The following is a 24,324-nucleotide window of genomic DNA, read 5'->3' on the forward strand; positions in this document are numbered from 1 at the left end:
CGGACCCCGACCGTCGGCGGCGGGCCGGCGTCCACCGGGTCGGCCGGCGCGGGTGCGGGGGCGGGGGCGACGTCGGGCGGCGCCGTCGCGCGGTCGTCGGGCAGCGCCACCGCCAGCGGGATGTCCCCGACCGTGCCCGGTCCGACCCCGCCGGCCAGCGACAGACCCGCCCAGGCACCGACGACGACCGCCAGGAGGAACGCCCCGGTGACGAGGAGCCCGCCCGCGGTCACCAGCACGGCCTCGGGCCACCGCCGGTGCGGCAGACCGGCAGGAGCGGCCTGGTGCAGCACCACCGGGCGGTTCCGGAGATCCGGCGGGACGGCGACGACGCCGGAGGAGAAGACCCACGCGGTCACCGCCCTGCCTGGGCGCGGCCGCGGAGAGGGGCGGTGTCTCCGCGGGGACGGGTCGGCGGTCATCACCTCGGGCTCATGTGGAACGGTTCGGCGCTCCACGATCGTCCTCGCGACCCGACGTGGTGGGCAGGGCCCAAGGACACGCCGACCACGGACCGAATCCCCGGCCGGTCTCCGGCGGGCCGAGGGGGCGGACGGGGCGGCCCCCTACGATCGACCGGTGAGCGTGACCCCCATCCGGCTGTACGGCGACCCGGTGCTGCGCACCCCCGCCGCCGCGGTCGTCGACTTCGACGCCGAGCTGCGCCGCCTCGTCGCCGACCTGACCGACACGATGCTCGCGGCGGGCGGTGCCGGGCTGGCCGCGCCGCAGCTCGGCGTCGGCCTGCGGGTGTTCACCTGGCACGTCGACGGCGAGCTCGGGCACCTGGTCAACCCGGTGGTGGCGCCGGTGGGGGAGGAGACCGAGGAGGGCCCCGAGGGCTGCCTGTCCATCCCCGGCTTCGCCTACGACTGCCGCCGGCACACGCACGTCGCCGCCACCGGGTTCGACCTGCACGGCGAACCGGTCCGGGTGGAGGGCTCGCACCTGCTGGCCCGCGCGGTGCAGCACGAGGTCGACCACCTCGACGGCGTGCTGTTCGTCGACCGGCTGGACCCCGAGGCCCGGGCGGCCGCACTGGCCGCGATCGCCGAGGCGGAGTGGGCCGGCATGGGTGCCTGGGTCCCGCGCGTGGAGGTGAGCCCCCACTGAGGCTGCTCTTCGCCGGGACGCCGGACGTCGCCGTCCCCTCGCTGGACCTCCTCCTCGGCTCCGCGCACGAGGTCGCCGCCGTCCTCACCCGTCCCGACGCCCGCTCCGGCCGCGGACGTCGCGTCAGCCGCTCCCCGGTCGCCGAGCGGGCCGACGCCGCCGGTGTGCCGGTGCTGCAGCCCCGATCGCCCCGCGACCCCGAGTTCCTCGCCCGGCTGGCCGACCTCGCCGTCGACTGCGCGCCGGTCGTCGCCTACGGCGCCCTCGTGCCGCAGGCGGCCCTCGACCTGCCCCGGCACGGCTGGGTCAACCTGCACTTCTCGCTGCTGCCCGCCTGGCGCGGCGCGGCCCCGGTGCAGCACGCGGTCATGGCCGGCGACGAGGTGACCGGCGCGTCCACCTTCCGGCTCGAGGCAGGCCTGGACACCGGGCCGGTCTACGGCGTGGTCACCGAGCCGATCGCCGCGCGGGACACCGCGGGCGACGTGCTGGGCCGGCTGGCGTGCAGCGGCGCCCGGCTGCTGCTGGCCACCCTCGACGGCATCGAGGCCGGCACGCTGGAGCCCCGGCCGCAGCCCTCCGACGGGGTCAGCCTGGCGCCGCGGCTCGAGCCGGCCGACGCCCGCGTCGACTGGTCGCTGCCCGCGAACGTCGTCGACCGGCGGGTCCGCGGGGTGACGCCGGCCCCCGGCGCGTGGACCACCTGGCGCGGGGACCGGCTCCGGCTGGGCCCGGTCGAGCCGCTGCCGACCTCCCTCGGCCTCGTCCCCGGCGAGCTGTCGGTCGGCCCGACCGGGGTGCTCGTCGGCACCGGCCGCGGCGCCGTCCGGCTGGGCGAGGTGCAGCCGGCGGGCAAGCGGGTGCTGCCGGCCGCCGACTGGGCCCGCGGCGCCCGCCCCGCGCCCGGGGAGCTGGTGGGGGTCGAGTGACCCGTCCACCCCGCCGGTCCGGGCCCGGAGGACGGCGCCCGAAGCTCGACGGCGCCCGCCTCACCGCCTACGACGTGCTGGACGCCGTCTCCTCGCGCGAGGCCTACGCCAACCTGCTGCTGCCCCAGCTGCTGCGCGAGCGGCGGCTCGACACCCGCGACGCGGCCTTCACCACCCAGCTCGCCTACGGCACCCTGCGCGCCACCGGCACCCTCGACGTGGTGCTCGGCGGGCTGGTCGACCGGCCGCTCGGCGAGCTCGACCCGCGCGTGCTCGACCTGCTGCGGCTGGGCGCCCACCAGCTGCTCGACCTGCGGGTGCCCGCGCACGCGGCGGTCGACACGACCGTCGACCTGACCCGCGCGATCGTCGGCGCGGGCGCGTCGGGCCTGGTCAACGCGGTGCTGCGCAAGGTCGCCGCCGTGGGCGACCGCGCGGCATGGCTGGACCGGCTGGCCGGCGACGACGAGCAGCGGCTGGCCCTGGCCACCGACCACCCCCGGTGGATCGTGCGGGCCTGGCGGGAGGCGCTCGGCGACGACACCGAGCTCGAGGCGGCCCTGCTGGCCGACGACGCCGCGCCCGAGGTGCACCTGGTCGCCCGCCGGCTGGCCCGGGAGGAGCTGGTCGCGGAGTCCGGCGGGACGCCCGGGCCGTGGTCGCCGTACGCCGTCCGGCTGGGCGGGGGCGATCCCGGCCGGGTGCCGGCGGTGGCATCCGGCGCCGCGGCGGTGCAGGACGAGGGCAGTCAGCTGGCGGCCCTCCTGCTCGGCCGCGCGCCGCTCGACGGGCCCGACGCGGCCTGGCTCGACGTGTGCGCCGGTCCCGGCGGCAAGGCCGGGTTGCTGGCGGCGGTGCGACCCGACGGCGTCCGGCTGACCGCGGCCGACCGGGCTCCGCACCGTGCCGAGCTGGTCCGCCGCGCGCTGGCCGGTGCCGAGGACGTCGAGGTGCTGGTCGCCGACGGCCGGCAGCCGCCGTGGGCACCCGGCTCCTTCGACCGGGTGCTGCTCGACGCGCCCTGCACCGGGCTGGGCGCGCTGCGCCGCCGGCCGGAGGTGCGGTGGCGCCGGACGCCGGCGGACGTGCCGCCGCTGGTCGAGCTGCAGACGGCGCTGCTGGACGGCGCGCTGGGATCGGTGCGGCCCGGCGGCGTCGTGGCCTACGTGACCTGCTCCCCGCACGCCGCCGAGACCGTCGCCGTGGCCGACGCCGCGGCCGCCCGGGACGACGTCGACGTGCTGCCGGTCGCGCCGCTGTTCCCGGAGGTGCCGGGGATGGCCCGCGGTGCGTACGGGCAGCTGTGGCCGCACCGGCACGGCACCGACGCGATGTTCATGGCCCTGCTGCGCCGCACCCGCTGACGGGTCGGCGACCCGGTCCCGGCCGGCGGTCGTCAGGCCGGTCAGCGCCCCGGCTGGTCGCGCGAGGCCTCGTCCTCCGCCCGCCGGGTGTGCCGTTCGGCCCACAGGGCCGCCTGCGTGCGGTCGGCCACGCCCAGGCGCTGGAAGATGTGCGTGACGTGCACCTTGACGGTGCGCTCGCTGATCCGCAGCCGGCGGGCGATCGTCTTGTTCGGGTACCCGAGCCGCAGCAGGTCGAGGACCTCGGCCTCCCGGTCGGTGAGCACCGGCGCGGGGGCGGGCCGGCGGTCCCGCATGTCGCGCAGCAGCGACCGGGCCACGGCCGGGTCGACCGGCGCGCCGCCCGAGGCGACGGTGCGCACCCCGTCGAGGATCTCCTCCGCCTCGCTCTGCTTGAGCAGGTACCCGTCCGCGCCGGCGGACACCGCGTCGAGGACCAGCGCGGCGTCGCTGAACGAGGTGAGCACGAGGATCCGCGGCGGCTCGGCCATCGTCCGCAGCGCCTCGATCACCGCGACGCCGTCGGTGCCGGGCATCGACAGGTCGAGCAGCACCACGTCGGGGCTGCACTCGGCGACCAGTTCCAGCGCGCGGTCGCCGTCGGGTGCGCCTCCGACGCACTCCAGGTCGTCGGTGGTGTCGAGCAGGTGGACCAGACCGGTCCGGACGACGGCGTGGTCGTCGACCACCAGCACGCGGATCATCGGGAGCCCCCTGTTCCCTCGGCGACGGCAGCAGTCAGCGGCGCGCTCGACCCGGCCAGATCGAGCGGCACCCGCACCAGCAGCCGCGTTCCGTCGCCGGGCGCGCTGGCCGCGGTCAGCGTGCCACCGACGGCGGCGAGCCGGTCGCCCAGCGACTGCAGGCCCACGTGGCCGTGTGCGCCCCGGGCGGCCAGCAGCGCCTCGTCGAAGCCGCGGCCGTCGTCGTCGACCACCAGCGTCGCGTACCGGCCGGCGTGCCGGACCGTGATCTCGACGTGCCCCGCGCCGCTGTGTGCCGAGACGTTGCGCAGCGCCTCGAGGGCGCACCGGTAGAGCAGCGCGGCGACCGGGCGGGGCAGCCGGTCGGCGTCCCGGACGTCGAGGTCGACCCGGGCCCCGGACCGGCGCAGTCCGTCGGCGAGGACGTCGAGCGCGGGGCCCAGCCCGGCGTCCGGCAACCGCGGCGGGTTGAGGTCGACCAGCAGCGTGCGCAGCTCGGCGACGCTCTGCCGCAGCCGGTCGGCGGTCCGGGTGACCAGCTCCGGGTCGTCCTCGCCGCCGGTCCGGCTCCGCCGGGCGGCGTCGAGCTCGAAGGTGATCCCGGTCAGGTCCTGCACCACGCCGTCGTGCACCTCGCCGGCGATGCGGCGCCGCTCGGCCTCGGAGGCGTCCACCGCCCACTGCAGCGCCGCGGCCTCCGACTCCTGGTGCTCCCGGACCTGGCGGGCCAGGCGCCAGGCGAAGGGCACCTGGACCAGCTGCAGCAGCAGCAGGGCGGCCAGCGACGGCGGGGCGAACGTCCACCAGGCCGCCGAGGCCTCGTCCATCACCGCGGCGTGGTCCTGGTGGACGTCGACCAGGAGCGGCCGACCTGACGAGTCGCGCACGCCGACGTAGACCTCCAGCAGCGTCCCGTCGGAGGTCCCCGGCCGGTCCCCGTCGACGACGGCCGAGACCACCGACCCCTCGGCGAGGGCCTCGCGGGCCTCGGCCGGCAGGTCCACCTGCTGCCCGACCAGCGAACGGTCGTCGGACCACAGCACCTCACCGTCGTCGGCGAGGACGCTGAGGCCGGTCACCGGGCTGGAGGCGGCCACGGCCGCGACGTCGGTGCGCAGCCGGGCGCGGGCGGCCTCGTCCGCGTCGACGAGCGCCGGGCCGAGCAGCGGGACGACGACGCCGTGCGCGACCACCCGGGCCACCCGCTCGGCCGACCGCATCCCCTGCTCGAGTCCGGCGGAGCGGGCGAGCGCGCCCAGCACGACCGCCAGTGCGAGGGTCACGACCACCCCGGCGACGGTGAACCGGACCACCGAGGTGGTCACCGTGGGCTGCCGGCGCTGAGCAGTGGGTGTGAGATGCCTCACGTCGGCAGGCTAACGGGGCGCCCCCGTCCGCGGGGGCTCCGCGGCGCGGTCCGACCCCCGCCGGGGAGAGGTCAGGACGAAGGTCCCGCGCCGGCCCGGGAACCCGGGCCGCGTCCGCGACGACTACAGCGGCGTGAGCAGCTCCCGACCGGCCGTGCGCCGTCTCCTGACCACGGCCCTCCTGACCACGGCCCTCCTGGCCGCCGTCGTCCTCGGCGCCGGCACCGGCACGGCGTCCGCGCACGTCGAGGTGAGCGCGCCCGGCGCCACGGCCGGCACCGGACCGGTGACCGTGACGTTCACGGCCGAGTCGGAGTCGGCGGCCGGCATCGCCGCGATGCGCACCCAGCTCCCCCCTGGCATCGCGCCTCCCCAGGTCACGCTGGCCTCCGGCCCGGCCGGCTGGGTGCTCACGCCCACCCCCGACGGCTTCGAGGTCGGCGGGCCGCCGCTGCCGCCGGGCTCGGACGCCGAGTACGCCGTCACCGTCGCCGCGCTGCCGGCCGGGGTGACCGAGCTGGCGTTCCCCACCGTGCAGCGCTATGCCGACGGCGGCGAGGACGCCTGGATCGAGCAGGCCGCCCCCGGCGCCCCCGAGCCGGAGCAGCCCGCGCCGGTGCTCACCGTGGCACCGGGCGCCCCGGCCCCGGCCAGCACCGCGAGCCCGGCCCAGGCCACGACGTCGGAGGCGCCCGCGCCGACGACCGAGGCCGCCCCGGCCACCACACCGGGCGCGGAGGTCACCGACGACGGGGTCGCCGGCGGCTGGATCGCCGGCCTCGCGGTCCTCGCGGCGGTCGCGCTCGCCGGTGGCCTGTGGTTCCGTCGCTCCCGCGCGGGGCGGTGATCTCCGCCCGCCTAGACTCGCCAGACGTGTCCCGCACCCCGATGATCGCGCCCAGCCTGCTGTCGGCGGACTTCGCCCGGCTGGCCGACGAGGCGCACCGGGTGGCCGACGCCGACTGGCTGCACGTCGACGTCATGGACGCGCACTTCGTCCCCAACCTCACCCTCGGCCTGCCGGTGGTCCGGGCGATCCAGGCGGTCAGCCCCGTACCGCTGGACTGCCACCTGATGATCGAGGCACCCGAGCGGTGGGCGCCGGGCTACGCGGAGGCCGGCGCGCGGAACGTCACCGTGCACGCCGAGGCCTGCACCGACCCGCGCGCGGTCGCCCGGGACCTCCGCGCCGCAGGGGCCCTGGCCGGGCTGGCGGTCAAGCCGGGCACCCCGCTGGAGAAGTACCTCGACGTCCTCCCGGACTTCGACACGCTCCTGGTCATGACCGTCGAGCCCGGGTTCGGGGGACAGGAGTTCATGGCCGAGACGCTGCCCAAGGTCCGCCGGGCCCGGGAGCTGGTCGACGCCGGCCACCTGACGCTGTTCCTCGAGGTGGACGGCGGCATCAACGCCGACACCATCGAACAGGCCGCCGCGGCCGGGGCCGACGTCTTCGTCGCCGGGTCCGCGGTCTACGGCGCCGAGGACCCCGCCCGCGCCATCGCCGGTCTGCGCGCGCAGGCCGCCGCGGCGATGCCGGGGTGACCGTCAGCCCGGCCGAGCTCACCGCCATGGCCCGCGCGCGCGAGCTCGGCGCCGGCGTGCTCGGCAGCACCAGCCCCAACCCGCCGGTCGGAGCAGTGGTCCTGGCCGTCGACGGCACACCCGTGGGGGAGGGGGCCACCGCGCCGCCCGGTGGCCCGCACGCCGAGGTCCGCGCGTTGACCCAGGCCGGCGACCGCGCCCGCGGCGGCACCGTCGTCGTCACCCTCGAGCCGTGCGCGCACACCGGCCGCACCGGCCCGTGCGCCGACGCGCTGATCGCCGCCGGCATCGCGCGGGTGGTCGTCGCGGTGCCCGAGCCGACCGAGCTGGCAGGGGGCGGCGCCCAGCGGCTGCGCGACGCCGGCGTCGACGTCGTCTCGGGCGTCGAGCAGGCCGAGGCCGAGGACGGCGCCCTCGCCGCGTGGCTCACCGGCGCCCGGGCCCAGCGGCCGCACGTGGTGTGGAAGGTCGCCGGCACGCTCGACGGCCGGGTCGCCGCCGCCGACGGCAGCAGCCGCTGGATCACCGGCCCCGCCGCCCGCGCCGCCGTCCACCGGCTGCGGGCCACCTGCGACGCGGTCGTCGTCGGCTCGGGCACCGCGCTGGCCGACGACCCCCAGCTCACCGTCCGCGACACCGGGGGCCCGGACGCCGACCGCCGGCCGCTGCGGGTGGTCCTCGACCGCCGCGGCCGGCTGCCACGCACCGCCCGGGTCCTGGACGACGCCGCGCCGACGCTGGTCAGCGCCGCGGCCAGCCCGCGCGACCTCCTCGCCGAGCTGTTCGGCCGGGGCGTGCGGCGGGTGCTGCTGGAGGGCGGGCCGACGCTGGCCGCGGCGTTCCTGCGCGACGGGCTGGTCGACGAGGCGGTGCTGCACCTGGCGCCGAAACTGCTCGGTGCCGGGGCATCGCTGATCGGTGACCTGGGAATCACCTCGATCGGCGACGCGCTGACGCTGTCGGTCGTGGACGTCACCCGCCTGGGCGGGGACGTGCAGATCCGCATGCGACCGAACCGGCACACTGGTGGTGCTGGCGGGTCCGCGGACGGGAGGAGCTGAGGTGTTCACCGGGATCGTCGAGGAGATCGGCACCCTGCTCGTCCGGGAGGACCAGGAGGACGCGGCGCGGCTGCGGATCCGGGCGCACAAGGCGCTCGAGGGCGTCGCGCTCGGCGACTCGATCGCGGTGAACGGCGTCTGCCTCACCGTGACCGCGGTCGACCGCGAGGTCTGGAGCACCGACGTCATGGCCGAGACGCTGCGCCGCAGCAGCCTGGGGGCCCTGGGCACGGGCGACCCGGTCAACCTCGAGCGCGCCGTCACCCCGCACACCCGGCTCGGCGGCCACCTCGTGCAGGGCCACGTGGACGGCGTCGGCACCGTGCACAGCCGCACCCCCAGCGAGCACTGGGAGGTCGTGCGCATCACGCTGCCCCGCGAGCTGGCCCGCTACGTCGTCGAGAAGGGCTCGGTCGCCGTGGACGGCGTCTCCCTGACCATCAGCGCGGTCAGCGCCGTCGACGACCCCGAGCCGTGGTTCGAGGTCAGCCTCATCCCCACCACCCTGCGCGAGACCACGCTCGGCGCGGTTCCTCCGGGCAGCCCGGTCAACCTGGAGGTCGACGTGGTCGCGAAGTACGTGGAACGCCTGTTGGGAGCACGCCCGTGAGCGAGCGTGCGAGCTCACGCATGAGCACAGCACGCGTCGGCGCGTGGCCGACGAGCGCCAGCGAGGAGGACGCGTGACGACGCCCACGACGCGACTCGACTCGATCGAGGACGCCATCGCCGCCATCAAGGACGGCCGCCCGGTGGTCGTCATCGACGACGAGGACCGCGAGAACGAGGGCGACCTGATCTTCGCCTCCGAGCTCGCCACCCCGGAGCTGGTGGCGTTCATGGTGCGCTACACGTCGGGCTACATCTGCGTGGCGGTCACCGAGCACGACGCCGACCGGCTCGACCTGCCCCCGATGTTCCGGGTGAACCAGGACCGCCGCGGCACCGCCTACACCGTGACCGTCGACGCCCGCGAGGGCATCACCACCGGCATCTCCGCGTCCGACCGGGCGCACACCATCCGGCTGCTCGCCGACCGCGAGACCAACTCCGCCGACCTGGCGCGGCCCGGCCACATCGTGCCGCTGCGCGCCAAGGACGGCGGGGTGCTCCGCCGGCCCGGGCACACCGAGGCCGCCGTCGACCTGGCGGTGCTGGCCGGCCTGCGGCCCTCGGGCACGCTGTGCGAGCTGGTCAGCGAGAAGGACCCGACCGGCATGGCGCGCGGCGAGGAGCTGCGGGTCTTCGCCGACGAGCACGGCCTCAGCCTGGTGTCGATCGCCGACCTGATCGCCTACCGCAAGCGCTTCGACAAGCTGGTCGAGCGGGTCGCCGAGGCCACCGTGCCGCTGGCCCCCGGCACCTTCACCGCCGTGGGCTACCGCAGCTCCTACGACGAGCGCGAGCACGTCGCGTTCGTCTACGGCGACATCTCCGACGGCGAGGACGTCCTCGTCCGCGTGCACTCCGAGTGCCTCACCGGCGACGTCTTCGGCTCGCTGCGCTGCGACTGCGGCCCGCAGCTGCAGGCCGCGCTGGCCGCGGTGGCCCAGGAGGGCCGCGGCGTCGTCCTCTACATCCGCGGGCACGAGGGCCGGGGGATCGGCCTGCTGCACAAGCTGCAGGCCTACCAGCTGCAGGACGCCGGCGTGGACACCGTCGACGCCAACCTCGACCTCGGCCTGCCTGCCGACGCCCGCGACTACGGCACCGGCGCGCAGATCCTCGTCGACCTCGGGGTGCACACCATGCGGCTGCTCACCAACAACCCGGCCAAGCGGGCCGGGCTGGAGGGCTACGGCCTGAAGATCACCGGCCGGGTGCCCCTACCCAGCCACGTGACCGCGGAGAACCTGGCCTACCTGCGGACCAAGCGCGACCGGATGGGCCACCTGCTCGACATCATCGAGCCGGAGACCGAGTCCGGCCCCGCGGACACCCCCACCGTCCCCGGCACCGACGTGCCGCTGCACCAGGTGGAGCAGCAGCTGTGAGTGGTCAGGGGGCGCCGGAGGTGGAGGCGGTCGACGCCGCGGGGATGACCCTCGGCATCGTCGCGACCACCTGGCACGCCGAGATCACCGGCTCGCTGCTCGACCGGGCGGTCGCGGCGGCGGAGGCGTGCGGGATCGCCGGGCCGACCGTCGTGCGGGCGCCGGGGGCCGTCGAGCTGCCGGTGGTCGCGCAGGCGCTGGCCGAGCGGCACGACGCCGTCGTCGCGCTCGGTGTGGTCATCCGCGGCGGCACCCCGCACTTCGAGTACGTCTGCGACGCGGTCACCGCCGGGCTCACGCGGGTGGCGCTCGACGCCGGCAAGCCGGTCGGCAACGGCGTGCTGACCTGCGACACCGAGGAGCAGGCGCGCGACCGCGCCGGGCTGCCCGGGTCCGCGGAGGACAAGGGCTGGGAGGCGGCCGTCGCCGCGCTGGCCACCGCCCTGACGCTGCGGCAGGTCCGTGGCCCCTCGCGGCCGACCGGCTTCACCATCCGACCGGCCGACGGGAGTCGCGCGTGAAGACCTTCGACTCGCTGTTCGCCGAGCTGTCGGCGAAGGTCGCCGCCGGCGACCCGGGCTCCGGCACGGTGACGGCGGTCCGCGACGGCGTGCACGCCGCGGGGAAGAAGGTCGTCGAGGAGGCGGCCGAGTCGTGGATGGCGGCCGAGCACGAGGACGAGCAGCGGACGGCGGAGGAGATCAGCCAACTGCTCTACCGGGTCCAGGTGCTCATGCTGGCCCGAGGGCTGTCGCTGGACGACGTCTACGCTCACCTCTGAAGAAGGACCCTCGGGCCCCCCACGACACGCTGCGCGCGCCGCGGGTCCCTGCCCGAGGGCCGACCGAGAAGGAGTTGGCCCCGTGCTGCGCATCGCCGTGCCCAACAAGGGCGTCCTGAGCGAGCCCGCGGCCGAGATGCTCGCCGAGAGCGGCTACCGGCAGCGGCGGAGCACCAAGGACCTCGCCGTCTACGACCCCGACAGCGACACCGAGTTCTTCTACCTGCGCCCGCGCGACATCGCCGTGTACGTGGCCGCCGGCACCCTCGACGTCGGCATCACCGGCCGCGACATGCTGCTCGAGACCGCCCCCGCCGACGGCGAGGGCGCCGCCGCGGTGGAGGTCATGCCGCTGGGCTTCGGCCGGTCCTCCTTCCGGTTCGCCGCCCCGGTGGAGTCCGCGGTCGAGACCGTCGAGCAGCTGGCCGGCAAGCGCATCGCCACCGCCTACCCGGTGCTGCTGCGTCGCTTCCTCGACGAGCAGGGCATCCACGCCGGCGTCGTCAAGCTCGACGGCGCGGTGGAGACCGCCTGCCGGCTCGGCGTCGCCGACGCCGTCTGCGACGTCGTGGAGACCGGGACCACGCTGCGCGCCGCGGGGCTGCACATCATCGGGGAGCCGGTGCTGACCAGCGAGGCGATCCTCGTGCGGCGCGCCGGCGCGGAGGAGATCCCGGCGGTCGCCCAGCTGCGCCGCCGGCTGCGCGGTGTCCTCGTGGCCCGCCAGTACGTGATGCTCGACTACGACTGCCCCAACGAGCTGCTGGAGAAGGCGACCGCGCTGACGCCCGGCCTGGAGGGGCCGACGGTCAGCCCGCTGCAGACGGAGGGCTGGTCGGCGGTGCGGGCGATGGTCGCGCAGACCGACACGAACCGGGTGATGGACGAGCTCTGGGAGCTCGGCGCCCGCGCCATCCTCGTCACGAGCATCCACGCCTGCCGGCTGTGACACTGCGATCCTCCGGATCGCACCACGGCCACACGTGCCGTGTCCCAGTGACGAGAGCCCCCGTCCGGTTGGACGGGGGCTCTCGTTCCGGTGCGCTCAGCGGTTGCGGGTCGTCCGGTCGACGAGGTCGATCGCGGTGCACAGGCCCAGGGCCATGGCCCGGCCGCTGGTCGAACCGGTGGCCAGCAGGCCGGCGATGGCCGGGGCGAGCGGCCGCTCGCCGACCAGGCCGTGCAGCACCGCGGCGTACTCGCCGCTGACCCGGCCGGCCGCGGCGTGGCGCAGCAGCGCCCGGGACAGCTCGGTGGTCCGGCCCGCGGCGAGGGCGTAGACGCCGGCGGCGAACCGCTCGGCGGCCGGGTGCCCCAGCAGCACGAGGCCGGCCATCGTCCCGGCCATCACGTCGTCGCCGGCCGGGGTGAGGCCGGGACCGAGACCGACCAGCCGGGCGGCCGTGCGCAGCGCGGCGTCGAGGTCGGCCCGCCGGACCGCGCCGCGCAGCGCGGCCAGGGGACCGCCGGGGCCGGCCGGGAGACCGGGCAGGGTGAAGGCGCTGTGCGGGACACCCTCGCCGTACAGGGCGTTGCGCAGCTGCCGGACACCCTCGGGCAGCAGTGCCGGGCGGGGGCTGGGCAGCCGGGGCCGGGGGTCCCACCAGGCGGCGGCGCTGACCGCGAGGTCACCGACGACGATCCGCCCGCCACCGACGTCGGCGGGCGCGTCGCTGGGCAGGGCCACCAGCGGGCGGCCGTTGCTGGGGCGGAAGAGGACGCAGGCCAGCGGCAGCCGGGCTGCGTCGCTGGTGAGCACGCCGACCACCTCGCCGCCGCGCTCGGTGGGCACGTGCAGGTAGACCGCGGCGGGCACGCTCATGAGGACGCGGGCCGGGCGGACCGGGCCGCGGAGGAGGTCGGCGACTCCCGTGCTCGCCGAGGCGGGGACGGCGGTCGCGGGGCGCGCCGGGGGAGCGGTGCGGGCGGTGGCCTGTGCCTGTTCGCGGGGGAGAGGGATGGTCGGGACGCCGGCCCGTGCGGCCTGGCTGCGGGCGGACGTCGGGGCGCCGGGGCGGCTTCCGCCCTGGCCGGCGGTCTCGTCGATGGTGCGCATGGCGGCCTCTTCACCTGGATGCAACGAGAGGCACCGTCGGCTCGAGGCCCCCCGCCCGGGCCCGTTGCTCCGGGCCGGAGGGACTGGCGGCACCGTGGCTCGGTGTCCGGCCTACCATCCAGCGGGCGGAGTGGTCCGGGTCTCGAACCTAAGCGGCGCGTCGCATGGCCCTGTATGGCGGAAGTCGCCAAGAATGGGGTCGTTGGTCCAGGCACTCCTGACAGGGTGCCGTGGTAGTGCCATGTGCATCATTTGCGGGGAGGGTGGGTGTCATGACCCAGGGTGACACTTCACTCACTAGGTCTACTCAGGGTGACGGCGCACTGTCGATTCGTCGCCAGTGGTCCTCCGTGGAGACGACCGTGGTCGGGAACCGCGGCGAGCGGAGCCCGTGGCAGGAGCGCATGGGGCTGACCCTCGAGGAGGCCCTCCAGCTGCCCGGGTTGACCGGCACGGAGGTCGTGGCGGGGGCCGGTGGGCTGGCCCGCGTGCTGCGGCACATGGTCGTCGACGACCCCGCCGAGCCGCTGGCCGTGGCCGGCCCCGACGTCCTCGTGGTCCTCGGCGCGCGGCTGCCCCCGGCCGACGCCGCCAACTGCCGCGCGCTCGTGGAGCGGCTGGACTCGATGGGCAGCGCGGGCCTGGCCTTCCGGCGCACCGAGGGGCCCTCCCCGGTGCCCGACGAGGTCCTCGCCGAGGCCGACCGCCGCGCCTTCCCGGTGCTCGCCCTGCCGGCGACCGCCCGGATGGACGAGGCGGTGTCCGAGGTGCTCGGCGCCGTCGTCGGGAAGCAGGGCGAGGCGCTGGCGCTCTCGTGGCGCATGCACGACCAGTTCATCGACGTGGCGCTCAGCGGCGGCGGCCTGGCCGAGGTGACCGAGCAGCTGGCCGTGTTCCTCGAGGGCGCGGCCGTCCTGGGGCTGGGCCCCGACCGCGAGATCGCCACCTCCGCCGGCCCGGCCGAGGACGTCGAGGAGATCAGCGACTGGCTGTGGCTCCTGGACGCCGAGGCCGAGGACGAGCTCGCCACCATGGCGCCGTCCCGCCGGCTCTCCGGCGTCCGTGCCGACCAGACCGTCGTCACCCCTGCCGACGTGCTCGCCGACGCCGACCTCTCCCCGGCCGACGGCATCCTGCTGGTCCCCGGGCACCACGAGCTGCCCGGTGGGGTGGGGGAGTACGCGGTCGCGCCGATCATGGCCGGCGACCAGCGGCACGGGTGGCTGGTCGCCGTGCACCGGACCGGCCCGATGATCGTCGGCGCCGGCGGCGTGCTGGAGCGGGCGGCGGTCGTCTCGGCGCTGTCGGTGATCCGCCAGCAGGCCGTGCACTCCGTGGAGCTGCGCTTCCAGGGCGACCTCGTGCGGCGCCTGGTCGCCGGGTCGCTGCGGCACACCGAGCGGGCGCTGGCCCAGACCCGCTCGTTCGGCTGGCGGCTGGACGGCCCCGTCGTCGTCCTGGTGACGGCCACCGAGACCGCCGCCGACCCGCAGGCCGACCCCACCCGCGCCCTCGACGTCCTCGACCGGCTGGCCGACGGCTGGCGGGGTGCGCTGGAGGCGGAGGTGTCCGGCGCGGCGGTCGCCGGGCTGTCCACCGAGATCGTCACCGTGCTCCCGCTCGACGGCCGGACGCCGGAGGAGCTGAGCTCGCTGGTCTCGGCGGTGACCTCGCGGGTCAACGCGCGGGTGCGCCGCGTGGGCCGCGTGCTCGGCACGGGGATCGGCCGGCCGGCCGGGTCCCTCTCCGCGCTGGGCGAGGCCCACCAGCAGGCGCAGCGCGCGCTCGCCGTCGGCCAGGAGATCCACGGCACGCAGGCGGTCACGCACTTCGACCAGCTCGGCGTCTTCCGGCTGCTGTCCCTCATCCCCGACAGCACCGAGCTGCGCAACTACGTCGACGAGGTGCTCGGGACCCTCGCCGACGCCACCGACCCCGACTCGGCCGACCTCCGGGAGACGCTCCGGGTGCTGCTGGAGACCAATCTCAACGTCGCGGAGTCCGCGCGCCGGCTGCACTTCCACTACAACACGATGCGTTACCGGATCGGCAAGCTGGAGCGGCTGCTGGGGCCCTTCACCTCCGACCCCACCCTGCGGTTGAACCTGCTGCTGGCGCTGCACGCGGCCCGCATGCGGGGCCTCGACCAGCCGCACCGGCCCCCGGTGGACGCCGCGCTGTCCCTGCCGCCCGACGAGGGCCTCGACGCGCTCATCTGAACCCGGGGAGGGCGGCGCGCGTGGGGAGAGGTGTGGACGCGCTGGTGGCCCGGATGAGGGAGGTGCTGGCGTCCCTGCAGGCGGCCCGCGACCCGGCGCGCTTCTTCCTCGGCACCTACCTGCGGACGACGGTCGCCGTGGGCGCCGCCATCGACGCCGGCCGGTTCGAGGATCCCGCCTGGGTGACCGACTGGGACGTCGACTTCGCCGAGCTCTACCTCGACGCCCTCGCCGCGCACCGCCGGGACCCGGCCGCCCCGGCGCGGCCGTGGCGGCTGGCCTTCGGCGCCCGGCGCGACCTGGCGCCGGAGGCGCACGTGCTGCTCGGCATGAACGCGCACATCAACTTCGACCTGCCGCAGTCGCTGGTCCGGGTGATCCCGCCCGCCGACTTCGACGACCCCGCGGTCCGGGCGCGCCGCCGGCGCGACCACGAGCGCATCGACGGGGTGCTCGCCTCCCGCATCGCCGCGGAGGACGCCGTGCTGCACCGCGCCGGCGGCCGGCGGAGCGCCCTGGACCGGCTGCTGGCGCCGGCCAACCGGACCGCCAGCCACGTCTTCCTCCGGGAGTCGCGGCGCAAGGTGTGGGCAAACGCCGGGCGGCTGGACACGGCGCGCCGGTGCGGGCCGGACGCCTACGCCCGGCGGGTCGCCGAGCTGGAGGCCGTCTCCGCCGACCGCGTGGCCGACCTGCTGCGGCCCGGCCCGGTCCTCCTCCGGCTGGCCGTCCGCGGCTTCGGGGTCCGCCTGGCCTGACCCCCTCCGCGCCGGACCCGGCCGGATCGGCCAGGCTGGGGGCGAGGCCGCACCCGGCGGCCCGCGAGGAGGAACGCATGACCCAGGCTCCCGGTCCGCTGTCGGGAAAGGTCGCGCTGGTCACCGGCGCGTCGTCGGGCATCGGCGAGGCGACCGCCGTCGCGCTGGCCGAGGCCGGCGCCGCCGTGGCGATCGGCGCCCGCCGCCGCGACCGGCTCGAGGCGCTGTCGAGGAAGCTGCGCGACGGCGGCGGGCGCGTGCTGGCGGTGGACCTCGACGTCACCGACGAGGCGTCCTGCCGCGACGCCGTCCGGCGCACCCGGGAGGAGCTCGGCGGCCTCGACGTCCTGGTCAACAACGCCGGCGTGATGCTGCTGGGCACCATCGTCGGCGCCGACCCCGAGGACTGGCGGCGGATGATCTCCACCAACGTCCTCGGGCTCATGTACACGACCCATGCCGCGATCGACGGCATGCTCGAGCAGGGCTCCGGCGACGTCGTGAACGTCTCCAGCGTCGCCGGGCGGACGGCCCGCAAGGGCGCCGGCGTCTACAACGCGAGCAAGTGGGCGGTGAACGCCTTCAGCGAGTCGCTGCGCCAGGAGGTGACCACCCGCGGCGTGCGCGTCTCGCTGGTGGAGCCGGGCGCCGTCACGACCGAGCTCAACTCGCACATCACCCAGCCGGAGGCGAAGGCGGCCTCGGAGCGGATGCACGCGGAGATGACGGCGCTGCGCCCCGAGGACATCGCCCGCGCCGTCCTCTACGTGGTCACCCAGCCGCCGCACGTCGCGGTCAACGAGGTGCTGATCCGCCCCGCCGACCAGGAGAGGTGAAGGTCGAGGTCGGGTCCTTTCTCAGTCGCGGAAGACCTCGATCTGGGCGCCCATCTCCACCAGGCGCTCGTACAGCTGCTCGTAGCCGCGGGCGATGATGTCGACGTTGCGCAGCACCGACGTCCCCTTGGCCGCGAGCATGGCCAGGAGGATGCAGACCGCCGGGCGCAGCGCCGGCGGGCAGACCACCTCGGCGCTGGACCACCGGGTCGGCCCGGTGATCAGCACCCGGTGCGGGTCCAGCAGCCGGACGTCGGCGCCGAGCCGGGTCAGGTCGGAGAGGTGGATCGCCCGGTTGTCGTAGACCCAGTCGTGGATCAGCGTCGCGCCGGTGGCGGCGGCCGCGATGACGGCGAAGAACGGCAGGTTGTCGATGTTGAGGCCCGGGAACGGCATCGGGTGGATCTTGTCGATCGGCGCCTTGAGCTCCGACGGGTGGAGGGTCACGTCGGCCAGCCGGGTGTGCCCGTTGTCGGCCCGGTACTCCGGCGACAGCGAGTAGCGCAGGCCCATCTCGGTGAGGACGGCCAGCTCGATCTCCAGGAACTCGATCGGCGCCCGGCGGACGGTGAGCTCCGAGCCGGTGACGATGCCCGCGGTCAGCAGGCTCATCGCCTCGACCGGGTCCTCGCTGATGGTGTAGTCGACGTCGGCGTCGAGCTCCGGCCGCCCGTGGACGGTCAGCGTCGTGGAGCCCAGGCCCTCGATGCCGACGCCGAGCAGCTGCAGGTACAGGCAGAGGTCCTGGACCATGTAGTTGGAGCTGGCGTTGCGGATCGTCGTCGTCCCGTCGGCGCGGGCGGCGGCCAGCAGCGCGTTCTCGGTGACGGTGTCGCCCCGCTCGGTCAGCACGATCGTGCGGCCGGCGCTGGTCGGCTCGGTGACCGTCGCGTGGTACTCGCCGGCCCGCGCCTCGACCTCCAGGCCGAAGGGGCGCAGCGCGATCATGTGCGGCTCGACCGTGCGGGTGCCCAGGTCGCAGCCGCCGGCGTAGGGCAGGTCGAACTGCCGGGCCCGGTGCAGCAGCGGGCCGAGGAACATGATGATGCTGCGGGTCCGGCGGGCGGCGTCGGCGTCGATGCCGGCCAGGTCCAGCTCGTCGGGGACGACGAGGGTGAGGTCGCGGCCGGTCACGTCCCAGGTCGCCGCGACACCGATGGAGCGCAGCACGTCGAGGATCCGCTCGACCTCGACGATGCGGGCCACGTTGCGCAGCGTCGTCCGGCCGCGGTTCAGCAGGGCCGCGCACAGCAGGGCGACCGCGGCGTTCTTGGACGACTTGACCGCGACGCTGCCGCGCAGCGGCGTGCCGCCGGTGACCCGCAGGTGGGTGGGCCCGGAGGGGCCGACGGTGAACAGCTCGCGCTCGAGGGCCTCGGAGAGCCGGCCCAGCAGCTCGAGGGTCAGGTTCTGGCCGCCCTGCTCGATCCGCGCGATGGCGCTCTGGCTGGTGCCCAGCCGCTCGGCGAGCTGGAGCTGGGTGAGCCCGCGGTGCCGCCGGGCGTCGCGGACCAGCAGGCCGATCCGCCGCATTGCGGTGTCCGGGGGCGCCGCATCGGTCGGGGGAGTGTCGATGGCCGTCACGGGAGGAGACGCTATCTCGCATGTGAGATGACACGGCCCGCGGCGCGCCGGTGCGCGCGAGAGACGGACCGGTCCGGCCAGACTGGGGCCATGCACGTTCTCGTCACCGGAGGAACCGGGCGACTCGGCCGGAGAGTGGTCGACCAGCTGCAGGGGACGGGACACCGGGTGCGCCAGATGTCGCGCCGGGGCACCGGCCCGGGCGGTGTGCGAGGGGACCTCGCCACCGGCCGCGACCTGCCCGCGGCGCTGGCCGGCGCGGAGGTCGTCGTGCACGCGGCCAGCGACGCGCGGGGGGACTACTGGCAGGCCGACGTCGCCGGCACCCGGCGGCTGGTGCAGGCCGTCGACCGCGAACGGCTGCGGCACCTGGTCTTCGTGTCGATCGTCGGCGTCGACCGCATCCCCTACGGCTACTACCACGCCAAGTTCGCCGCCGAGCAGGTGCTGCTGGGCTCGGGCCTGCCGGTCACCCTGCTGCGGATCACCCAGTTCCACGACCTCGTCGACGAGCTGCTGGGCACGGCCCGCCGGGGTCCGTTGCTGCCGGTGCCGATGGGCTGGCGGGCCCAGCCGGTGGACGTCGGGGAGGCGGCCGCGTACACCGCCACGGTCGCGACCGGGGCGGTGTCGGGGGACGTCGTGGAGTTCAGCGGGCCCGAGGAGCTCACCGCCGCTGAGATGGCGCGGGCGTGGGCGGCGGCCCGCGAGCCCGGTGCCCGCGTGGTGGCCACCCCGGTGCCCGGGCGGCTGTCGGCGGCGTTCCGGGACGGCGCCGCGCTGCCCACCGGTGGCGCCCGCGGGCACCGCACCTACCAGGAGCACCTGCGCGGCTGAACCGCAGCGTTCCTGCCGGATCCCGCAGCGGGGAGGACGACGTCGGATTCCCGCCGGTGCGGTGTCGGTGGCGCTGCCTAGGGTCCCGGTGTGCCGAACCTCCAGACGCCGTCCCCCCGCACCGCCCTCCCCGTCCTCGCCGCCGTCGCGGTCACCCTGCTGGCCTGGGCCTCGGCGTTCGTCGGCATCCGCGGTGTGGGCGCCGACCTCTCGCCGGGTGCGCTGGCGCTGGGCCGGCTGGCCGTCGGCACGGTGACCCTCGCCGTCCTGCTGGCCGCCTCGCGGCAGCGCTGGGTCCCGCCGACCCGCCGCGAGTGGGGGCTGCTCGCGGTCTGCGGGATCGGCTGGTTCGGCGTCTACAACGTCGCGCTCAACGCGGCGGAGCAGCACCTGGACGCCGGCACGACGGCGATGCTGGTCAACATCGGGCCGATCCTCATCGCGGTCTTCGCCGGGCTGCTGCTCGGGGAGGGGTTCCCGCGCCGGCTGGTCGCCGGCATCGCGGTCGCCTTCGCCGGCGTGCTGCTGATCGGGCTGGCCACCCGGGGTGCGGACGCCGACGTGCTGGGCGTCGCGTTCTGCCTGGTCGCGGCCGTCACGTACGCGGCCGGGGTGGTCGCCCAGAAGCCGGTGCTGCGCCGGCTCCCGCCGCTGCAGGTCACCTTCACCGCGTGCGCGACCGGTGCGGTGTGCTGCCTGCCGTGGGCCGGGGCGCTCGCGGGCGAGCTGGGCACGGCACCGGCGGCGTCCGTGGCCGGGATGGTCTACCTGGGCGTGGTCCCGACCGCGCTGGCGTTCAGCACCTGGGCGTACGCGCTGGCCCGCATGGACGCCGGGCAGCTCGGGGTGACGACCTACCTGGTCCCGCCTCTGGTGATCCTGCTGGGCTGGCTGCTGCTGGACGAGGTGCCGCCCGCCCTGGCCGTCGCCGGGGGTGCGGTGTGCCTGGCCGGCGTCGCGCTGTCCCGCCGCCGGGGCCGGCCCCGGCGTCCCGCGGCGGTGCCGCAGGAGGCCGGGGCGGCGGCCTGACCGGTGTCGAGGGCAGGCGGGGTCCTCAGCCGGACGGCGTGACCTGCTTGCCCGGCGATCCCTCGCCGATGCCCACGGCGTTGAGCGCCCGGACCCGCACGTTGTAGGCGGTCCCGTTGACCAGCCCGGTCACCGTGGCCTCGATGGCCGTGGCCCCGACGCTCATCCCGACGGCGGTGCCGCCGGTCACCGGGACCGCCGAGATCCGGTAGCCGGTGATGGGGGAGCCGCCGTCGCTGTCCGGCCGGCGCCAGGTCAACGTCGCCGAGGCGTTCCCGGGCGTCAGCGCGCCGATGCTCGGCGCACCCGGGGCGGTCGGGGTGCCCGTACCGGCCTGGTCGGCGCCCTCGAGGAGCGTGGCGGAGTCGACCGGGGTGGTCGCCTCCGGGTTGATCTGCTCGTCGGCCGGGAGCGGCAGGGCGCCGACCTCCGCGTCCTCGGGCTGCACGATGCGCGAGCGGGGGTCCAGCGCGCCGGCCAGGAGGATGAGGTCGCCCATGCCGAGCTTCTGCTTCCACTGGAAGCCGGGCTTGAGGGTGAAGTACGACTCGGGGTCCATCGCGATCATGTTGAGGATGACCTCGGCGACCAGCCGGCCGCCGACGGGGCCGAGCTTCGCCCCCTTGTTGACGAGCTCGGCCTCCTTGAGGACGTAGTACCAGAGCGGCGCCTTGCCCTCCCAGCCCGGCTGCTTGAGCCCCAGCTGGGCGTTGGTGAGCGGGGTGATGCCCATGGCGGTGGCGACGTCCTGGCCGCAGGGCAGGCCCAGCCGCTTGCCGCGGATCAGGTTCCGCTCGGCGAGCGCCACGATCGCCTTGTCGGTCGGGGCCACGACGGTCGGCGGCAGCGTGTAGAGCGGCAGGGAGATGTCTGTGTCGATGAGCCGGGCCATGTTGCGGTCGTCCGGCGGCTCGAGGCCGGGGATGTCGAAGAAGTAGTTCCAGTCGATCCAGAGGTTCTGCGGGTGCGGCCGGTTGCCGCGCAGGTCCTCGAAGCCGTCCTTGCCGAAGATCGGCACGGTGTGGCCGTCCTGCACCTCGTACTCGGCCCGGATCATGCTGTGGCCGAAGCGGTAGGCGGCGCCGGAGTACTCGACGGGCATGTAAGGGCGCGCGGTGTCCTCCGGCTTGTAGAACGTGCCGACGAACTTGATCGGCCCCGTGCCGTCGCGCTTGATGAGGCTGTTGACCACGTCCTGACCGACGATGCGCGGCAGGTAGTCGTTGACGATCAGCCACTGGAAGTGCCAGCGGCACAGCTTCCGGGCCTGGGCGAAGGAGTTGCCCTGGTCCATCAGCTTGTTGTGCAGCCGGATGAAGACCGTGTGCAGCTGGGCGACGATGAGGTTCTCGTCGTTGCGCGGGTCGCCGAGGTAGGCGGCACCGACCTCGTCCCGAGGGAGGTCGACGATGTCGTCGTGCGGGTTGACCTTCAGGTAGCCCGGGCGGGCGGGGTCGTACAGCTCGGGGCTGCCGCTGATGCCCTTGCCGTAGACGCTGCCGAGGTCGAACCGCGGGCTGTCGTAGTTGACCATCGCCAGCGGGTCCTGCAGCCGCTGGGTCAGCGGCGTCTTGTCCAGCGTCATGTCGTGGTCGACGAACTGGCCGAAGTAGATGTAGCCGGCCGGGATGCCCGGGTTGTCGAACGCGAGGTCGCTGTCCTTGACGTCGGAGAGCGGCGCCTTGCCGTCGTTCATGTCCTCGGCCAGCCAGCGCAGCAGCCCGTCGGCGGGCGCGTACGCCGGCAGCTGCGGGAACAGGAGGCCGAACCGGGCGCGCTTGGTCCGCCCCGCCTGGGCTGCGATCTGGGCGCCGCGGGGGTCGCCCACCGCGTGGGCGGCCGTCTCGGCCGGTGCGGTCGGCGCGGGCGCCGTCGTCCCGTCCGCCGGCACCTCCTCGGCGGCCAGGGCGGTGGCCCCGATCCCGCCGACGGCGGGCACCATCGCCGCGGTGAGCGCGGTGGTGAGGAACCCGCGCCGGCTCACCCCGCCGGCCGGTCCGGCGGTCGCGCCGCTGAACGGGCACACCCCCGCGGTCGTGTCGTCGTGCTGCATCTCTCGTCGCCCCCCGGCTTCGTGAGGGCCTCCTGGCCCGCGATGGGATGAGCCTGTCGTGTCGGCTCCGACCTGGGCAGTCACGTCCGTGGGGTCTCCCGCCCCCCAATCTGCGGGGCTCCGCACAGACCGAGGGCCCGCCACCGACCGGTGACGGGCCCTCGGTCCGGGAGTGCGGTCAGGCGGTGGGGGTCACCGCCTTGCCCAGCGACCCGTCGCCGACGCCGGCCGAGTTGATCGCCCGGACGCGGACGTTGTACCGCTGGCCGTTGACCAGGGTGGTCAGCGTCACCGTGGTGGCGGTGGCCCCGGCGTTCGCGGTCACCGTGGGAGGCAGGACGGCGCCGGGGTTGTCGGCCGGTGCCACCGGGACCGCCGTGATGCGGTACCCGGTGACAGCCGAGCCGCCGTCGCTGGCCGGTGCGGTCCAGTTGACGACCGCGGAGGCGTTGCCGGCCGTCACGGCGCCCAGCGTCGGGGCACCCGGCACGGTGGCAGGGGTCTCCGTGCCGCCGCCGCCACCCGGGTCGGTCACCGGACCGGGGTCGGGGCCGGGGTCGGTCGGCGGGGTGCCGCCGGGGCTGGCCGGGCCGTCGGTGATGCTCACCCGCATGGTCCCGGTGGCGCCGCTGGCGTCCTTGACCGTCACCGTCGCCGGAGGCGCGGAGATCGCGAAGGTCTTCGCCGCGGCCGAGTCGAGCGTCCCGATCCCGACCACGGTCAGGGGATAGGACGCCGGGGCGACGGCCGAGGCCGCGACGGTGAGGTTCGTCCCGTCGTAGGTCGCCTGGCTCACGGACACGCCGTTGATCTTGTACGTGCTCGAGCTGACCGGCTTGTCGCTCAGATTGCGGACGGTCACCTCGGTCGGCGCGGTCGCCCCGCTCTGCAGCGGGATGCGGACGTAGAACCGGTCGGAGCCCGGGTCGTGCTCCATGGGGGTGGTGGCGAACCGGCCGTCCTGGCCGACGACCTCCAGCGCGCTGCCCTTGCTGGTGGTGAAGACGTCGAGGTGGGTGCCGTTGACCGCGGCCAGGTCGACCTTGAGGCCGGTGTTCACCGCGACCTTGCCGGAGATGCTGAACAGGTCGGTGGTGCCCTCCTGGAGGGAGCCCTGCCAGGCGGTGAACCGGTTGAAGCCGGTGGGGCTGCCGGTGACCTGGTGCAGGACGTCCGGGTTGCCGAGGTAGCCCGCGGGCGGGGCCGGGAGGACGCCGGGCCGCCACTTGAGGAACGGGCCGAGGTTGCCGGCCAGCGGGGTGTCGAAGTTGCCCAGCGCCGGCGAGACGTCCTGGACGAAGCGGCCGCGGCCGGTGGCGTCGGTGTCGACGGTCAGCTCACCGAAGGGGTGCTTGAAGCGGAAGGTCGTGCCCGGGGCGGCGTCGTCGACGTCCACCCGGACCCGGGCGAAGACGGTCTGCTCGCCGGGGTTGACCACCTCGTTGAGCCAGGCGCCCTCGAGACCCAGGACGAGCGAGGCGGTGCCGCCGCCGCGCAGCGGCAGCTCGGCCTCGACGAGCTGGTAGAAGAACTCGCCCGGGAAATTGTTCGGGAAGGAGACCGGCGCCGAGGGATTGGGCACCTCGTCGGCCGGGATGCCGCAGAGCGGGTTGGTGTGGTCGAGGCAGGGCTCGAGCCGCACGCCGCTCTTGTCCTCGTACCAGGTGGGGAACCCGTGACTGGCGTCGACCGGACCGGCCTGCACGAGCTGGCCGGGGTTCTTGACCGTGATCTCGGTCGCCGCCGTCGCCACCGTCGCCATGCTCACCGGCACGACCAGCGCCGCGAGGCCGGCGACCACGCGCCGGCCGAGTGGCGATCCCCGTCCGTGCTCGGTCGTGCTCGGGCGTCGTTGCGTCAGGCTCATGGCCGTCCCCTCCAGGTGTCGTGCGTCGGGCCCCCCGTCCACGAGCGTTCGCCGGGACGTTGCGGTAAGCCTGTCGAGGCGGCGCAGGTGAGGGCAGCCTTCGAGGGGGGGAGCCGGATCCCCCAATCCGAGGGTGTGCGAGCACGCGGACCGGCGTCTGGCAAGGGCCCGAGGGCCCGCCACCGGCTGGTGACGGGCCCTCGGGGTGTTCAGTTGCGGTGTTCGCC

22 protein-coding genes and 1 pseudogene are annotated in these 24,324 nt (G+C 75.6%); 16 read left to right on the plus strand and 7 right to left on the minus strand.

Annotation, left to right across the window (positions count from 1 at the left end):
- A pseudogene (locus MY520_RS23275) lies at nucleotides 1–359 on the minus strand (hypothetical protein); the annotation flags it as partial.
- A gap of 220 nt (nucleotides 360–579) precedes the next feature.
- Here MY520_RS23275 and def point away from each other — a divergent pair.
- From def to MY520_RS23290, 3 genes are read left to right on the plus strand one after another with little or no spacing between them, the layout of a single operon-like run.
- Entirely contained in the window at nucleotides 580–1,113 is a 534-nt protein-coding gene (def, locus tag MY520_RS23280) for a peptide deformylase (RefSeq protein WP_436694967.1), read from the plus strand.
- Entirely contained in the window at nucleotides 1,062–2,042 is a 981-nt protein-coding gene (gene fmt / locus MY520_RS23285) for a methionyl-tRNA formyltransferase (RefSeq protein ID WP_436694969.1), read from the plus strand. Before def ends, fmt begins: the two co-directional genes overlap by 52 nt.
- Nucleotides 2,039–3,406 carry an RsmB/NOP family class I SAM-dependent RNA methyltransferase gene (locus MY520_RS23290; RefSeq protein ID WP_436694970.1) on the plus strand — a complete coding sequence of 456 codons (1,368 nt, stop codon included), beginning with the start codon at nucleotides 2,039–2,041 and terminating at the stop codon, nucleotides 3,404–3,406. Before fmt ends, MY520_RS23290 begins: the two co-directional genes overlap by 4 nt.
- Before the next feature lie 41 nt (nucleotides 3,407–3,447).
- Here the strand turns inward: MY520_RS23290 and MY520_RS23295 are convergent, their stop codons facing one another.
- Together MY520_RS23295 and MY520_RS23300 are read right to left on the minus strand one after the other, a co-directional pair.
- Nucleotides 3,448–4,110 (minus strand): response regulator, encoded by a 663-nt coding sequence (locus MY520_RS23295; protein ID WP_436694971.1) that lies wholly within the window; start codon nucleotides 4,108–4,110, stop codon nucleotides 3,448–3,450.
- On the minus strand, nucleotides 4,107–5,477 hold the full coding sequence (locus tag MY520_RS23300) for a sensor histidine kinase (protein ID WP_436694973.1): 1,371 nt from the start codon (nucleotides 5,475–5,477) through the stop codon (nucleotides 4,107–4,109). Before MY520_RS23300 ends, MY520_RS23295 begins: the two co-directional genes overlap by 4 nt.
- Before the next feature lie 133 nt (nucleotides 5,478–5,610).
- Between MY520_RS23300 and MY520_RS23305 the strand changes: the two genes are divergently transcribed.
- The 8 genes from MY520_RS23305 to hisG all read left to right on the plus strand — a co-directional run bounded on the left by MY520_RS23305 (nucleotide 5,611) and on the right by hisG (nucleotide 11,807).
- Nucleotides 5,611–6,324 carry a DUF1775 domain-containing protein gene (locus MY520_RS23305; protein ID WP_436694975.1) on the plus strand — a complete coding sequence of 238 codons (714 nt, stop codon included), beginning with the start codon at nucleotides 5,611–5,613 and terminating at the stop codon, nucleotides 6,322–6,324.
- Nucleotides 6,325–6,350: 26 nt separating this feature from the next.
- Nucleotides 6,351–7,022: a ribulose-phosphate 3-epimerase gene (gene rpe / locus MY520_RS23310; protein WP_436694976.1), complete on the plus strand. Its 672-nt coding sequence runs from the start codon at nucleotides 6,351–6,353 to the stop codon at nucleotides 7,020–7,022.
- Nucleotides 7,019–8,083: a bifunctional diaminohydroxyphosphoribosylaminopyrimidine deaminase/5-amino-6-(5-phosphoribosylamino)uracil reductase RibD gene (ribD, locus tag MY520_RS23315; protein ID WP_436694977.1), complete on the plus strand. Its 1,065-nt coding sequence runs from the start codon at nucleotides 7,019–7,021 to the stop codon at nucleotides 8,081–8,083. Before rpe ends, ribD begins: the two co-directional genes overlap by 4 nt.
- Before the next feature lies 1 nt (nucleotide 8,084).
- On the plus strand, nucleotides 8,085–8,693 hold the full coding sequence (locus MY520_RS23320; RefSeq protein WP_436694978.1) for a riboflavin synthase: 609 nt from the start codon (nucleotides 8,085–8,087) through the stop codon (nucleotides 8,691–8,693).
- Nucleotides 8,694–8,766: 73 nt separating this feature from the next.
- A complete protein-coding gene (locus MY520_RS23325) occupies nucleotides 8,767–10,077 on the plus strand; it encodes a bifunctional 3,4-dihydroxy-2-butanone-4-phosphate synthase/GTP cyclohydrolase II (RefSeq protein ID WP_436694980.1) in 1,311 nt (436 codons plus the stop codon).
- A complete protein-coding gene (ribH, locus tag MY520_RS23330; protein WP_436694982.1) occupies nucleotides 10,074–10,598 on the plus strand; it encodes a 6,7-dimethyl-8-ribityllumazine synthase in 525 nt (174 codons plus the stop codon). The genes MY520_RS23325 and ribH overlap by 4 nt, the downstream gene beginning before the upstream one ends.
- The gene (locus MY520_RS23335; protein ID WP_436694984.1) at nucleotides 10,595–10,858 is read left to right on the plus strand and encodes a phosphoribosyl-ATP diphosphatase; all 264 of its coding nucleotides are present in this window, start codon (nucleotides 10,595–10,597) and stop codon (nucleotides 10,856–10,858) included. The genes ribH and MY520_RS23335 overlap by 4 nt, the downstream gene beginning before the upstream one ends.
- An 82-nt stretch (nucleotides 10,859–10,940) precedes the next feature.
- Nucleotides 10,941–11,807, plus strand: a complete 867-nt coding sequence (gene hisG, locus MY520_RS23340) for an ATP phosphoribosyltransferase (RefSeq protein WP_436694985.1) — start codon at nucleotides 10,941–10,943, stop codon at nucleotides 11,805–11,807.
- A 96-nt stretch (nucleotides 11,808–11,903) separates the two neighbouring features.
- Here the strand turns inward: hisG and MY520_RS23345 are convergent, their stop codons facing one another.
- Complete coding sequence (locus MY520_RS23345; RefSeq protein ID WP_436694987.1) at nucleotides 11,904–12,914, minus strand: DUF2877 domain-containing protein; 1,011 nt, start codon at nucleotides 12,912–12,914, stop codon at nucleotides 11,904–11,906.
- Between the two features lie 362 nt (nucleotides 12,915–13,276).
- Here MY520_RS23345 and MY520_RS23350 point away from each other — a divergent pair, with 362 nt between their 5' ends.
- The 3 genes from MY520_RS23350 (at nucleotide 13,277) to MY520_RS23360 (ending at nucleotide 16,727) form a co-directional block, all read left to right on the plus strand.
- On the plus strand, nucleotides 13,277–15,133 hold the full coding sequence (locus MY520_RS23350; protein WP_436694989.1) for a PucR family transcriptional regulator: 1,857 nt from the start codon (nucleotides 13,277–13,279) through the stop codon (nucleotides 15,131–15,133).
- A 32-nt stretch (nucleotides 15,134–15,165) separates the two neighbouring features.
- Nucleotides 15,166–15,891: a DUF5995 family protein gene (locus MY520_RS23355; protein WP_436694991.1), complete on the plus strand. Its 726-nt coding sequence runs from the start codon at nucleotides 15,166–15,168 to the stop codon at nucleotides 15,889–15,891.
- 77 nt (nucleotides 15,892–15,968) lie between these two features.
- Nucleotides 15,969–16,727 (plus strand): SDR family NAD(P)-dependent oxidoreductase, encoded by a 759-nt coding sequence (locus MY520_RS23360; RefSeq protein WP_436694992.1) that lies wholly within the window; start codon nucleotides 15,969–15,971, stop codon nucleotides 16,725–16,727.
- Nucleotides 16,728–16,748: 21 nt separating this feature from the next.
- On the opposite strand, the gene MY520_RS23365 is transcribed toward MY520_RS23360, so the two are convergent.
- Nucleotides 16,749–18,311 (minus strand): helix-turn-helix domain-containing protein, encoded by a 1,563-nt coding sequence (locus tag MY520_RS23365; protein ID WP_436694993.1) that lies wholly within the window; start codon nucleotides 18,309–18,311, stop codon nucleotides 16,749–16,751.
- 90 nt (nucleotides 18,312–18,401) lie between these two features.
- Here MY520_RS23365 and MY520_RS23370 point away from each other — a divergent pair, with 90 nt between their 5' ends.
- Both MY520_RS23370 and MY520_RS23375 read left to right on the plus strand, forming a co-directional pair.
- Nucleotides 18,402–19,148, plus strand: coding sequence for an SDR family oxidoreductase (locus MY520_RS23370; protein WP_436694994.1), 747 nt, complete (start codon nucleotides 18,402–18,404; stop codon nucleotides 19,146–19,148).
- Nucleotides 19,149–19,238: 90 nt separating this feature from the next.
- Nucleotides 19,239–20,177: a DMT family transporter gene (locus MY520_RS23375; protein ID WP_436694995.1), complete on the plus strand. Its 939-nt coding sequence runs from the start codon at nucleotides 19,239–19,241 to the stop codon at nucleotides 20,175–20,177.
- Between the two features lie 25 nt (nucleotides 20,178–20,202).
- Here the strand turns inward: MY520_RS23375 and MY520_RS23380 are convergent, their stop codons facing one another.
- Nucleotides 20,203–22,230: a peroxidase family protein gene (locus tag MY520_RS23380; RefSeq protein WP_436694996.1), complete on the minus strand. Its 2,028-nt coding sequence runs from the start codon at nucleotides 22,228–22,230 to the stop codon at nucleotides 20,203–20,205.
- A gap of 178 nt (nucleotides 22,231–22,408) precedes the next feature.
- Nucleotides 22,409–24,097 (minus strand): fibronectin type III domain-containing protein, encoded by a 1,689-nt coding sequence (locus MY520_RS23385; protein WP_436694998.1) that lies wholly within the window; start codon nucleotides 24,095–24,097, stop codon nucleotides 22,409–22,411.
- Between the last annotated feature and the right edge of the window lie 227 nt (nucleotides 24,098–24,324).

The organism is Geodermatophilus sp. CPCC 205506 (assembly GCF_051383635.1).
In the GTDB taxonomy this organism is placed as follows: Bacteria; Actinomycetota; Actinomycetes; order Mycobacteriales; family Geodermatophilaceae; genus Geodermatophilus.

What these genes read in the sequence shown, in the direction of transcription:
- MY520_RS23295 (WP_436694971.1), bottom strand. Translation starts at nt 4,110, where the DNA reads ATGATCCGCGTGCTGGTGGTCGACGACCACGCCGTCGTCCGGACCGGT.
- MY520_RS23345 (WP_436694987.1), bottom strand. Translation starts at nt 12,914, where the DNA reads ATGCGCACCATCGACGAGACCGCCGGCCAGGGCGGAAGCCGCCCCGGC.
- MY520_RS23360 (WP_436694992.1), top strand. Translation starts at nt 15,969, where the DNA reads ATGACCCAGGCTCCCGGTCCGCTGTCGGGAAAGGTCGCGCTGGTCACC.
- MY520_RS23370 (WP_436694994.1), top strand. Translation starts at nt 18,402, where the DNA reads ATGCACGTTCTCGTCACCGGAGGAACCGGGCGACTCGGCCGGAGAGTG.
- MY520_RS23380 (WP_436694996.1), bottom strand. Translation starts at nt 22,230, where the DNA reads ATGCAGCACGACGACACGACCGCGGGGGTGTGCCCGTTCAGCGGCGCG.
- MY520_RS23385 (WP_436694998.1), bottom strand. Translation starts at nt 24,097, where the DNA reads ATGAGCCTGACGCAACGACGCCCGAGCACGACCGAGCACGGACGGGGA.